General features: G+C 64.0%; 10 protein-coding genes. 3 read left to right on the top strand and 7 right to left on the bottom strand.

The window, feature by feature from the left end; translation table 11 throughout:
- Positions 1–4: 4 nt before the first annotated feature.
- Positions 5–1,195, bottom strand: a complete 1,191-nt coding sequence (gene fabV, locus ACYVGS_RS14900) for a trans-2-enoyl-CoA reductase family protein (protein ID WP_460589470.1) — start codon at positions 1,193–1,195, stop codon at positions 5–7.
- Positions 1,196–1,393: 198 nt separating this feature from the next.
- Here fabV and ACYVGS_RS14895 point away from each other — a divergent pair, with 198 nt between their 5' ends.
- Positions 1,394–3,244 carry a choice-of-anchor I family protein gene (locus ACYVGS_RS14895; RefSeq protein ID WP_460589469.1) on the top strand — a complete coding sequence of 617 codons (1,851 nt, stop codon included), beginning with the start codon at positions 1,394–1,396 and terminating at the stop codon, positions 3,242–3,244.
- Positions 3,245–3,335: 91 nt separating this feature from the next.
- Here ACYVGS_RS14895 and ACYVGS_RS14890 read toward each other — a convergent pair whose 3' ends face one another.
- The 5 genes from ACYVGS_RS14890 to ACYVGS_RS14870 are packed head-to-tail and all read right to left on the bottom strand — an operon-like array spanning position 3,336 to position 9,169.
- Positions 3,336–4,373, bottom strand: a complete 1,038-nt coding sequence (locus ACYVGS_RS14890) for a CNNM metal transporter family protein (RefSeq protein ID WP_460589468.1) — start codon at positions 4,371–4,373, stop codon at positions 3,336–3,338.
- A 57-nt stretch (positions 4,374–4,430) separates the two neighbouring features.
- Positions 4,431–6,194 (bottom strand): alpha-amylase family glycosyl hydrolase, encoded by a 1,764-nt coding sequence (locus ACYVGS_RS14885; RefSeq protein ID WP_460589467.1) that lies wholly within the window; start codon positions 6,192–6,194, stop codon positions 4,431–4,433.
- Positions 6,191–7,420 carry a glycosyltransferase family protein gene (locus ACYVGS_RS14880; RefSeq protein WP_460589466.1) on the bottom strand — a complete coding sequence of 410 codons (1,230 nt, stop codon included), beginning with the start codon at positions 7,418–7,420 and terminating at the stop codon, positions 6,191–6,193. The genes ACYVGS_RS14885 and ACYVGS_RS14880 overlap by 4 nt, the downstream gene beginning before the upstream one ends.
- A gap of 4 nt (positions 7,421–7,424) precedes the next feature.
- A complete protein-coding gene (locus ACYVGS_RS14875) occupies positions 7,425–8,264 on the bottom strand; it encodes an HAD-IIB family hydrolase (protein WP_460589465.1) in 840 nt (279 codons plus the stop codon).
- Positions 8,261–9,169, bottom strand: coding sequence for a hypothetical protein (locus ACYVGS_RS14870; RefSeq protein WP_460589464.1), 909 nt, complete (start codon positions 9,167–9,169; stop codon positions 8,261–8,263). Before ACYVGS_RS14870 ends, ACYVGS_RS14875 begins: the two co-directional genes overlap by 4 nt.
- Before the next feature lie 157 nt (positions 9,170–9,326).
- On the opposite strand from ACYVGS_RS14870, the gene ACYVGS_RS14865 reads away from it, so the two are divergent.
- Positions 9,327–9,743: a nucleotidyltransferase substrate binding protein gene (locus tag ACYVGS_RS14865; protein WP_460589463.1), complete on the top strand. Its 417-nt coding sequence runs from the start codon at positions 9,327–9,329 to the stop codon at positions 9,741–9,743.
- A complete protein-coding gene (locus ACYVGS_RS14860) occupies positions 9,733–10,041 on the top strand; it encodes a nucleotidyltransferase domain-containing protein (RefSeq protein WP_460589462.1) in 309 nt (102 codons plus the stop codon). Before ACYVGS_RS14865 ends, ACYVGS_RS14860 begins: the two co-directional genes overlap by 11 nt.
- Positions 10,042–10,174: 133 nt before the next feature.
- On the opposite strand, the gene aceF is transcribed toward ACYVGS_RS14860, so the two are convergent.
- A complete protein-coding gene (gene aceF, locus ACYVGS_RS14855; RefSeq protein WP_460589461.1) occupies positions 10,175–11,980 on the bottom strand; it encodes a dihydrolipoyllysine-residue acetyltransferase in 1,806 nt (601 codons plus the stop codon).
- Positions 11,981–11,995: the final 15 nt, after the last annotated feature.

Raw genomic sequence — 11,995 nt, 5'->3', positions numbered from 1 at the left:
GGCTCTACACCAGGTTGGCGATATCGACCTTCGGATTGACGTCGGCTTCGTAGTCCACCCCGTCGACCTCAAAGCCAAACAGCTGCAGGAACTCCCGGCGGTAGCCGTCAAAATCCGACAACTGGTGCAGGTTGTCGGTGTCAATCTGCTCCCACAGACGGGCCACCTCTTCCTGCACCGCGGGATCCAGCTCCTTGCGGTCCGCACGCAGCCGGCCCTCGTCGTCCAGCTGGGGAGTCGGACTGTACAGGGACTCGCGGAACAGGCTGTCAATCTGCTCGATACAGCCCTCGTGCACCCCGCGCTCCTTCATCACCTTGAACAGGATGGCCAGGTAGATGGGCATCGCGGGAATCGCCGCGCTGGCCTGGGTCACCACGGCCTTGAGCACCGAGACCCGCGCATCGCCGCCCTTCGCCGCCAGGCGCTCACGGATATCCACCACGCGGCGGTCGAGATCCTGCTTGGCGGCGCCGATGGTTCCGTGCCAGTAAATGTCCCAGGTCATCTTCTCGCCGATATAGGTATAGGCGGTGGTCTTCGCCCCCTCGGCCAGCACGCCGGCCTCATCGAGGGCCTCAATCCACATCTGCCAGTCCTCACCGCCCATCACGGCGACGGTGTTGTCGATTTCCTCCTGACTGGCGGGCTCCAGGTGAAACTCCTGGATTGCCTGCTTGTCGGTGTTCACGCCCTTCTGCACCGTTGGCTTGCCGATCGGCTTCAGGGTCGAGTTGTGCACCACACCGGTCTTCGGGTGCACCCGGCGAGGGGCCGCCAGGCTGTAGACCACCAGGTCCACCTGGCCGAGGTCGGCGCGAATGGTGTCGATGGTCTTCTGTTTGACCTCGTCGCTGAAGGCATCGCCGTTGATGCTCTTGGCATACAGACCCTCGGCGTCGGCGAACTTGTGGAAGGCGGCGCTATTGTACCAACCCGCCGTCCCCGGCTTGCTTTCGGTCCCCTCCTTCTCGAAGAAGATGCCCAGGGTGGACGCCCCACTGCCAAAGGCGGCGGTAATGCGCGAAGCCAGGCCGTAGCCGGTGGAGGCACCGATCACCAGCACACGCTTGGGGCCATTGTCGATCGGGCCGTGGCTGCGCACATGCTCGATTTGGTGACGGACGTTGGCCTCGCAGCCAAGGGGATGGGTGGTGGTGCAGAGAAAACCGCGGACGCGGGGCTTGATGATCATGCTGGCTCGACTTCCTGACTCTGGTCCGTGTTATCGGCCCCGGCTGGGGCTCCGGTAGCGGAGTGTAACACGATGATCGGCGGCTACAGGAAGCGCGACTGGCGGCCCACCGTCACGCTTCTTTCACCAAAGTGCCACCGCCCCGTCACACACGCGACTCACCATGGGGGCACAAGTGACAATCCATGGAGAAAGCGCATGACCTACCAACACCGACCCTGGCTGCTGGCCAGCTGCCTGACCCTGCCCCTGATTCTTGCCGGTTGCGAGGGTGACGACGGTCGCGATGGCCGCGACGGGCTCGATGGCAGCCCCGGTACACCCGGGGAGGACGCCACCGCCAGCCGTATCGGGTTGACCTTCCTGGGCCGCTACGAGACCGGTGAATTTGATGAGAGTGCGGCGGAAATCGTCGACTACGACCCCGCCACCCGCCAGGCCTTCGTGGTCAATGCCAACTCTGGACGGGTCGACATTCTGGACATCAGTGCCCCCTCGACCCCCACCCTGGCACGCTCCCTGGATGTGGCCGCGGATATTGCCGGCGCGGTAGTGGAGCTTGACGGGCCCGATTCCCTTGGCGCAGCGAACAGCGTGGCGGTCTCGGGAAACACCCTGGCAGTGGCCGTCGAAGCGGACGTGAAGCAGGACAACGGCTGGGTGGCCTTCTACCAGACCGACGGCACCTTCCTGTCCGCCGTGGAGGCCGGTGCCCTGCCGGATATGCTGACCTTCACTCCTGACGGCAATACCGTGCTGGTAGCCAATGAAGGTGAGCCCAACGGTGATTACAGCGTGGATCCAGAGGGCAGCATTACCCTGATTGATGTCTCCGCTGGAGCCGGCAGCGTCAGCGCAGCAAACGTCAAACAGCTGCGCTTCAACGACTTCAACACCGGCGGTAGCAAAGCCCTGGATGAAGACGTGCGCATTTCCGCAAAGAGTGCCTCCATTGCCCAGGACCTGGAGCCGGAATACATCGCCGTATCCAGCGACAGCCGCACCGCCTGGGTGGCCCTGCAGGAAAACAATGCTGTCGCCAGGGTCGATATCGACGCCGGGATCATCAGCGAGGTGACCGGCCTCGGCTACAAGGACCACAGCTTGCCGGGCAACGAGCTGGATGCCAGCAACCGCGACGGCGGCATCAACCTGCGCCAGTGGCCCCTGCGCGGCGTCTACATGCCCGACAGCATGACCAGCTACGAAGTCAGCGGCATCACCTATCTGGTTACCGCCAACGAGGGCGACGGCCGCGAATACCTCACGGATGCCGAGAGTCGCGAAGACTGCAGCGCCCAGGGCGGCTTTGACTACGACGACGGCGACTGCTTCCACTACCTCGACGAAATTCGCGTCGGCGATATCCTGGACAGCGGTGCCACCATCGAACTGGCCAACCTGCAGCGCTTCGCACCAGATCTGGAGACCCTGACTGACAACGCCAACCTCGGGCGAATCAAGGTCATCGCCAACCTGGGGGTCCGCGACTGTCCAGCCGGCAGCCTGGAAACCACCGGTCAGCCGACCGAGGGCTGCGTCTACGAGGCACTTTACAGCTACGGCGCACGCTCATTCAGCATCTGGAACGGCAGCACCGGCGAGCGCGTCTTCGACAGCGGCAACGACTTTGAAACCCTGACCGCCGAACGCCTCGGCGAGGACTTCAACGCCAGCAACGATGAGAACGGCGGCGACGACCGTTCCGACGACAAGGGTCCCGAACCTGAAGCAATCGAGGTGGCGACGATAGACGGTAAAATCTATGCCTTCATCGGCCTGGAGCGGGTCGGCGGCATCATGGTCTACGACGTCAGTAACCCCGAGCGCGCCGAGTTTGTGCAATACCTGAACACCCGCGACTTCAGCGTGGACATCGAGGCCCTGGTGGATGCCGGGGACTTCTCCGCGGCCGGGGATCTGGGGCCGGAATCGATTCGCTTCGTCGCCGCCGAAGACAGCCCCAGCGGCGAGGACCTGCTGATTGTCGGCAACGAAGTCAGCGGCACCACCGCACTGTTCGCGGTGGACGTCATCGCTGAAAACTGAGGCCGATCTCGCATTGAGCCGGCCCCGGCCGGCTCAATGCCTTGACTCTGCCGACCCTACATCTTTCACAGCAATTCGGCGAGATCCGCGCTTATACCTGCTGTCGCTCGGGTTCGGTGCGGGTCTTGAGGCGATTTTTCCAACGGCGCCGGGCATGTCGCCGCATGTTGGGGATGTCGTCGGTCTCGTCGAGGATGGGCTGGCCGATAATCGCCTCCATGACGTCCTCCATGGTCACCAGCCCCAGCCAGCTGCCGTATTCGTCGTAAACCAGCAGCATGTGCTGACGCTCACCCATGAAGCGCATCATCAGGCTTTCCACGCTGTCCAGGTCCGACACCACGGTGACCGGCTTCATCAGCCCGCGCACCGTGGCATCCGGGTCCGCGTCGATCAGGTCGTGACGAAAGACCATGCCCAGGGGTACTTCCTCGTGGTCCAGTACCGGGTAGCGTGAAAACTGGTGCTCGCGGACAAAATCGCGGAAATCCGTCACCGGCAGGTCCGGTGACACAAACTCGCAGACGATCCGCGGGGTCATGATCTGGCGCACAGTGACTTCATGGAGATCGAGAATGTTGCTGATCACCCGCTGCTCGTCTTCGTCGATCTTGTCGAGTTCCCGCCCCAGCAGTGCCAACGCCTTGATCTCCAGGCGGATGTCATGCTCCACCGGCTGGCCGCCGAACAGGTTCATGATGCGGTCCGACATCCAGATAAAGGGCCGCAGCGTGAAAATCATGAAATTCAGGACGGCGGGGAGGAAGGGCGCCATGACATTCCAGTAGCGCGCCCCGATGGTCTTGGGCAGGATCTCCGACAGCACCAGGATCAGCGCCGTCATCACTGCCGAGGCTATACCCAGGTAGGCATCGCCGTAGAGCTTGACCACCTGCGCCCCGACGCCGGTCGCGCCCACCGTATGGGCCACGGTGTTCAGGGTCAGAATGGCCGCCAGCGGCTGGTCAATCTGGTCCTTCATCTCCCGCAACTGGCGCCACAGCCGAGGCCGCTCCAGCTTCTGCTGGGCGATGTAGCTGGGGGTGATGGACAGCAGAGCCGCTTCCAGGATCGAACAGATGAAGGAGGTCGCAATGGCGAGAATCGCAAACGCGATCAGCAGTGTCATGAGCGCCGCATGTGGACAAAATGGACCGTGATTATGTCACGGGAATTCGCCCCGCCGCTAGCGGTTGCTCAACCACACACTCTGGTAGGGCTGCAGGGTCAGGGTGTGATCGACCCCTGCAAACTGCTCGCCAGTGATCAGGTCCCGCCAGCTGTCGGTATCGATCAGGTTGAGGTCGCGCAAGTTGAGCTCGCAGGCCTGGTTGCTGACGTTGCTCACACAGAAGATGCTCTGGCGGCGGTCCTGGCTCTGGCGCCAGAAGCCGAGCATCGCGCTGCCCAGCTGCAGCGTGAACTGGGTCGCATTGGGGTGGAAGGCCGGCTGTCGGCCACGGATGCGCAACAGGGCCTGCAACTGCACCAGCACCTGGTGGTGGGGGCTGTCCGGGTCCGCCAGCTCCGCCTCCAGCGCCGGCCACTGCCACTGGTGGCGATTGATGGCGCGGTTGTGCCCACTGTGTTCGAGGCGCTGATAGTCGTTGCGGGTACCCAGCAGGCTGTGGATATACACACCCGGAATTCCCTCCAACGCAAACATGATCGCGTGGGCGCAGACAAAGCGCTGCAGACCGAGACTGTCGCTGCCTGACACCGTCCCCTGGAGCGCGTCGTAGAGGGCGATATTGACCTCGTAGGGCCGCTGCTCTCCCCCCTCCAGCGCGCGCCAGGAGACCCGGCCGCCGAAGCGCTGCAGGGTCCCGATCAGCGCCGCCAGCTCCTCGTCGCTCAACAGCCCCTCCGCCGGGCGCAGACCAATGCCGTCGTGGGAGGCGATGAAGTTGAAATAGGTGGTCCCGTTCTGGGCCGGCGGCATGCTCATCAGCCACTGGCGCAGGTAGGTGCAGTCCCCGGTCAGCAGCGTATTGATCAGCAGGGGCGGCAGCGAGAAGTTGTAGACACAGTGAGCCTCGTTGGCATTGCCGAAATAGGACAGATTCTCGCGGTTGGGGATATTGGTCTCGGTGATCAGCAGCGCATCGGGGCGGGCGTGCTCCACCAGGGTCCGCAGCAGGCGTACCACTTCGTGAGTCTGGGGCAGGTTCAGGCAGCTGGTGCCCGGGATTTTCCACAGGAAGGCAATCGCGTCCAGGCGGATGATGCGCACTCCCTGGTCGAGATACAGGCGCAGGATCGCCACGAACTGCCGCAGCACCTCCGGGTTGCGAAAGTCCAGATCCACCTGATCGTGACTGAAGGTACACCAGACGTGGCGGGTACCGCGGACGGTCTCGACCGGGCGCAGCAGGGGCGATGTCCGCGGGCGCACCACCGTCGACAGGTCCACCTCGGGCGATGCGGTGAAGAAATAGTCCCGGCCCGGCTCCTCATCGCGCAGGAAGTTTTCGAACCAGGCACTGCGGCTGGAGCAGTGATTGATGACCAGGTCGGCCATCAGGTCGTAGTCCCCGGCGATGGCGCGGATATCCTGCCAGTTGCCCAGGGCCTCGTTGACGCTGGAGTAGTCCAGTACGGCGAAACCGTCGTCCGAGGTCCAGGGGTAAAAGGGCAGAATATGCACGCCACTGAGGACGTCGTTGGCGTGGGCATCGAGGAAGCGCTTCAGGGTGTGCAGAGGCTTTTCGCCCACCCCCAGCAGGCTGTCGCCGTAGGTAATCAGCAGCGCATCGCGCTCGCTCCAGTGGTTGACGTAGGGTTCCGGCGCCTGCACCTCCGCCCCCAGGCGCATGGTATCCAGCAGCGACGCCACCAGCGCAGCGTCGGCCTCGACCCCGGGCACCTCGGCATAGATGACCTCCAGGTGTTGGCGGACCCGCTCCCGCAGGCGCTCGAGGGTGTCTGTCTCGCCATTCCCTCCACTCACGCCGGCACTCCGAATTCGGCGGAATCGGCTTCAACGGCTGCCTGCAGGCGCTCCAGGATATCCGGGATCGCGCTGATCACCCGGTTCCAGCCGGGAATGAAGGGGCGCTCCATGGGTCGCGCCAGGAAAGCCTCCCCGGCCTTCATGATGTTTTCCGCAAACATCTCCACCGCTACCTCCTCATTGTGAATATCGAGACGCAGTCCGTTCATGATCGCATCGTTGTGGTAGGTTTCGACGAAATCCAGGGCGATGCGATAGTAGGTGGCCTTGAGGGAGCGGAAGGACTCGCTGTTGAAGGTGACGCCGCGGGTGGCCAGCTTGCGAAACAGGGCCTTGGCAATATCCACGGACATCCGGGAGAGCCCCTGACTGTCGTCATCCACCGACATGTCCTGATGCTTGTGGTCGTAGACATCGGCGATATCCACCTGGCAGAGGCGGTTATTGGCGTAGTTCCGGTATACCTCCGAGAGCACACCGATCTCCAGGCCCCAGTCGCTGGGAATGCGGATATCCGTGAGCACGTCGCGACGGAAGGAGAACTCACCGGCGAGGGGATAGCGAAAACTGTCCATGTACTCGAGGTACTCCATGTCCCCGAGGGTTTTTTTCAGTGCCCGCAGCAGCGGCGTCACCAGCAGGCGACTGACCCGGCCATTGATCTTGCCGCCTGCGACGCGGGCGTAGTAACCCTTGCAGAACTCGTAGTTGAAACCCGGGTGGGCCACCGGATAGATCAAGCGCGCCAGCAGCGAGCGATCGTAGGTGAGAATATCGCAGTCGTGCAGGGCAACGGATTCGGTGCGTCCGGAAGCCAGCACATAACCCATGCAGTACCAGACATTGCGCCCCTTGCCCGGCTCCCGCGGCGCCAGATCCTGGGCCTGCAGCTCGGCATCCAGCGCTCGCAGTCGCGGCCCGTCATTCCACAGCACCCGATGGCGCTGAGGCAGGGCCCCGAAAAATTCCAGCGCGTGCTGGAACTGCGCCTGATCGGCGCGATCGAGACCGATCACCACCTCCGAGAGGTAGGGGACCTGTGCCAACTCGGCAATAATCTGGGGCAGCGCCTCTCCCTCCAGCTCGGAATAGAGGGAGGGCAGGATCAGCCCCAGGGGCCTTTGCCGCGAAAACTGCAGCAGCTCCGCCTCCAGTTCATCCACCGGTCGCTGCGACAGGTTGTGCAGAGTCGTGATGATGCCGTTCTGGTAAAAGTCACCCATGGGTTCACTCCGTCGCTGAAGGGTCCAGGCGCGCCAGCCAGGCCATGACACCTTCGCACCAGCCGACTGGCCCATAACCTTGGCTGTAGTCGGTGCGTGCCTGCCGCTGCAAGGCCGGGAAGTCGTGCACCGGTGAACGGATCACCAGGGCGTGGCGGGCACTTTCCAGCATCGCACTGTCGTTGGCGCTGTCGCCTATAGCGAGGTCATGCACATCCCGTGCCGGGTCCTCCTGCTGGATGCACGCGCGCAACCAGCGCAGGGCCCGCCCCTTGTCACAATCACCTGCCACCGAGAGAAACCGCCCCCCCTGCAATACTGTGGCTCCGGCCCCGGTGAGAGCCGCCAGGAAGGCCTGTCGCGTCTGCTCGTCGCCCTGCCAGAGCACCGGCTCGCTGTACTCCCGCTGCAGTGCGCGCGCCGCAGCCTGGCGCTCCAGCCCGGTCGCGGCCACCACCCCCTCGAGCCCCATCCGGTCGAAGTGCGTAAAGTGATCGCCGAAGCGGGGACGCAGTGATGCCAGGAGATCCAGCCAGCGCTGACGCGGTGGCGCAAAGGCGCGCACCCAGTAGTCTCCCTCCTGCCAGGTATCGCGCGGTGCCCGACGCAGGCTACCCACCGGGATGTAGACCGCGGCACCGTTCTCCACGATAAAGGGATCGCGGTTGCCCAGCGACTCGCGCAGGGGCTCCATTTCCGCCCGGGTCTTGCTGCTGCACAGCACCAGGGGAATGCCCCGCTCCCGCAGGGCCGCCAGCGCGGGCTCGGCGGCATCGAAACGGTAATCGTGGTGGTCCAGCAAGGACCCGTCGAGATCGCTGACAACCAGCAAGCGGGGCCTCATGCCGGCACCAGGGGGCCGCGCCAGTGCGTGATCTGGCGCTGGCGATCCAGCGACCAGACCAGATCCATGCGAGCGGGCAGCGTCTCCAGGCAATGCCGTGTCAGGCGCTCGTAATGCTGCACGAAACGGCCGAGGGCGGCGGCATCCATGACCCCCGCGCCCGACTGCCTGGCACGCAGCTTGTCTTCCTGTTCGCTGCGCCAGCGCAATACCTCATCGAAGGATGGCGCCTGCAGCATCAACCAGGTATCCACCCGGGCATGCAAGCTGGCGTAATCGGCGCCGAGCTGCCGATTGACGTAGTCTCGCCACCGCCCCTCGCTGTCCTCGTCGCGCTCCAGGGCATTGCACGGCGCCACCAGAGCCTCGGGGGCCTGCGGGCCGGCACCGAGACACCAGCCCTCCAGCAGAATGACATCCAGGGGCGGCTGCACCCGTGGCCAGTGTGTCGCCGGCGCACGGTCATCCCGAGCCTTGTCAAAGCGCGGCACCGCTACCGGCAGGGTTCCGGGCGCGGAGCCGAGGGCATCCAGGGTTTGCAGCAGGAGAGGAATATCGTGGGTGCCCGGCACCCCGCGGGTCACCAGCAGTGGATGAACATCCCGCGCCAGCTGCTGCCGCTCGGCGCGGGTGCGGTAAACATCGTCAATGGACAGAGACAGGGCACGCAGCCCCTTTTCACGCACCAGCCACTCACAGAGATAGGCGCTGAGCGTCGTCTTGCCGGAGCCTTGCGCACCATTTATGCCCACCAGAAGGGGGCGATTTGCGCCGGAACAGTGCATCGCGAGGACCGCGGCGATGGGCTCGAACCAGCGCGCCGCCTGCTCCAGGTAGGCCACTGGCAGGCCGTGACTCTCCAGAAAGTCGTTTCGCCAATGTGCCAGATGCCGCCTGTCCGCCATGCCACGCCCCTCTCGCCTGTGTTCTGATACTAACAGGCACAAGCAGGCAGCGTGCCAGCCGGTGAAGAACACAATCAATGTTACGCTGCGACCTGTTAAATTGGTGGCAGAATGCAGCCGGGCCACGGGCCGGCCCAATGCGTCTGGAGGTTTGGAAATGGATGATGACATCCGCTGGCAGCAACGCCTGGCAAACTATCAACGAGCCCTCGGCAACCTCACGGAAGCCGTGGAGCTCAGCCGCGAGCGCGAGCTTTTCAACCTCGAGAAACAGGGGCTGATACAGGCTTTCGAGTTCACCCACGAGCTGGCCTGCAACTGTCTGCGCGACTACTTGCGCTACCAGGGTGAGCAGAACCTGATGGGCTCCCGCGATGCCACTCGTCGCGCTTTCGCTGTGGGCTTGATTACCGATGGGGAGCAGTGGATGGACATGATTGCCAATCGCAACCGCACCTCGCACACCTATAATGAATCCACGGCACGGCAGATCGCCGAGGCGATTACCGAACGCTACCACGTCCTGTTCTGCCAATTGGCGGAACGTCTGGAGACCCTGCGGGATGCCGAGTGAAACAACGGCGGTTTCCGGTCTCGCTCCCGAACAGGCCGAGGCCATTCGCGGGGTCCTCTTCCGCTACCCGGAGGTACAGGGCGCCATTCTCTACGGCTCCCGCGCAATGGGGCGACACCGGCCGACATCGGACATTGATCTGACGCTGCTGGGAGATATTGATCTGGCGACACTCAACCGGATCAGCAACGCACTGGACGACCTGCTGCTTCCGCTTGAGATAGACCTCTCCGCTTTCGATCAGATCGAAAACCCACAACTCCGGGAACATATTCAACGGGTCGGCGTGCGCCTGTAAGCAATGAACCCGCCCACCACTACGCCGGCAATTCCCGGCGCCTGCTGCAGTACGACGAGTTCGGACGCACCATGGTGTTCGGGCTTCAGTACGTCTACTGAGCCCGAGACTCTCGCCCTCGCGAATCCGCCGCCTACATCAGCAGGCGGCGGATATCCCCCAGCAATCCCACCAGCTGGGTGCAGAACCGCCCGGCGTCACCGCCGTTGATCACCCGATGGTCGTAGGACAGCGCCAGCGGCAGCATCTTGCGGGGCTGGAAGGCCTCACCATCCCAGACCGGCTGCACACTCGCCCGTGAAATCCCGAGGATGCCCACCTCCGGCGGATTGACGATCGGCGTAAAGCCGCGACCGCCAATATTGCCAAGGCTGGAAATGGTGAAGCAGCCACCCTGCATTTCCTGGGGCTTGAGCTTGCGGTCGCGGGCTTTCCCGGCCAGCTCGATCACTTCCTCAGCCAACTCCCAGATGCTCTTCTGGTCCACGTCCCGAATGACCGGGACCACCAATCCGGCGGGGGTATCCACCGCCATGCCGATGTGGAAATAGCGCTTGTAGACCAGATTTTCCCCGTCCGTCGACAGCGAGGCATTGAACTTGGGATTGTCCCGCAGCGCGATGGCGCAGGCCTTGAGCAGGAAGGGCACCGGGGTGAGCTTGGTGCCGCGCTTTTCCGCCTCGCCCTTGAGCGACGCGCGGAAGGCCTCCAGCTCCGTGATGTCCGCGTCATCCCACTGGGTCACATGGGGCACGTTCAGCCAGCTGCGGTGCATGTTGGCGGCGGTGAGCTTGTCCATCTTGGAGCGGGCAACGCTCTCCACCTCACCGAAGGCGGCAAAGTCGACTTCGGGTATCGGGGGAATGCCGGCGCCGCCAGTTGCCCCCGCCGACGCACCGCGGTTGTTCAGGGCGCGCTGGACGTAGGTCTGCACATCCTCCTTGAGGACGCGGTCGCGCGGACCGGTACCCACCACCTGAGTGATATCCACCCCGAACTCGCGCGCCAGCTTGCGCACTGCGGGCCCCGCGTAGACCAGCTCGCCATCGCTGCGGGCGGCGGGCTCGTTGGAGGGGCTCTCCGCGGCGCCACTCGACGGGCGCGAAGACGACTTCGCGGGAGACTCCGAGGCAGCCGAAGATCCACGGCTGTCGCTATCGCCCTGCGGTTTTTCGCGCTTGGCCGCCTGCTCCTTGCCGGCCTCCGGGCTGTCCTTGTCGGCCTCGTCACCGTCGGTTTCAGACTCATCGGCTGTGGCATCATCGGCGCCGCCGGCGACCGCCAGAACCGCCAGCTGATCGCCCTGGCGTACCGTGCCGCCCTCCTTGACCAGCCACTTGACCAGCTTGCCGGCCTGGGGCGCAGGTACCTCCATGGAGGCCTTGTCGGATTCCAGCACCACCAGGGAGTCGCCTTCCCCGACCTCGTCACCCACCTGGATGCAGAGCTCGATCAGGTCGACCGCATCCTCGGTGCCGATGTCGGGGATTTCCACGGTGACTTCCCGGCTGCCGCCCTTGCTGGCAGTCTCGCCCTTGTCGTCGCTGCCGCCCGATTCTTTCGCGGAGGCCTTGTCGTCCGCCTTGGCGTCGGCTTTTTCCGCCGATTTGTCGGCCTCGCCTGACTCTTCATCGCCGTCGCTGTCGCCATCGGAGGCGTCCGACTCCGACGAGGCGGACTCCTCGCCATCGCCGGACTCGCCTTCCACCTCGACAACGGCGATCGGCGAACCTTCCGCCAGCTCGTCGCCGACCTTGACCAGGATCTCCTTGATCGTGCCCGCCAGGGACGAGGGAATTTCCATCGACGCCTTGTCGGATTCCAGCACCAGCAGGCTCTGCTCCACCTCCACGGTGTCGCCCACCTCGACCAGCAGCTCGATGACTTCCGCGCCCTCGGCCCCGCCGATATCCGGGACTTTTACCTGTTGTTCAGCCATGCCTTGGTATCCTGT

This window comes from Haliea atlantica, assembly GCF_054779855.1.
This window is presented reverse-complemented; position numbering and strand designations above follow the sequence as displayed.

What these genes read in the sequence shown, in the direction of transcription:
- fabV (WP_460589470.1), bottom strand. Translation starts at nt 1,195, where the DNA reads ATGATCATCAAGCCCCGCGTCCGCGGTTTTCTCTGCACCACCACCCAT.
- ACYVGS_RS14895 (WP_460589469.1), top strand. Translation starts at nt 1,394, where the DNA reads ATGACCTACCAACACCGACCCTGGCTGCTGGCCAGCTGCCTGACCCTG.
- ACYVGS_RS14890 (WP_460589468.1), bottom strand. Translation starts at nt 4,373, where the DNA reads ATGACACTGCTGATCGCGTTTGCGATTCTCGCCATTGCGACCTCCTTC.
- ACYVGS_RS14880 (WP_460589466.1), bottom strand. Translation starts at nt 7,420, where the DNA reads ATGGGTGACTTTTACCAGAACGGCATCATCACGACTCTGCACAACCTG.
- ACYVGS_RS14875 (WP_460589465.1), bottom strand. Translation starts at nt 8,264, where the DNA reads ATGAGGCCCCGCTTGCTGGTTGTCAGCGATCTCGACGGGTCCTTGCTG.
- ACYVGS_RS14870 (WP_460589464.1), bottom strand. Translation starts at nt 9,169, where the DNA reads ATGGCGGACAGGCGGCATCTGGCACATTGGCGAAACGACTTTCTGGAG.
- ACYVGS_RS14865 (WP_460589463.1), top strand. Translation starts at nt 9,327, where the DNA reads ATGGATGATGACATCCGCTGGCAGCAACGCCTGGCAAACTATCAACGA.
- ACYVGS_RS14860 (WP_460589462.1), top strand. Translation starts at nt 9,733, where the DNA reads ATGCCGAGTGAAACAACGGCGGTTTCCGGTCTCGCTCCCGAACAGGCC.
- aceF (WP_460589461.1), bottom strand. Translation starts at nt 11,980, where the DNA reads ATGGCTGAACAACAGGTAAAAGTCCCGGATATCGGCGGGGCCGAGGGC.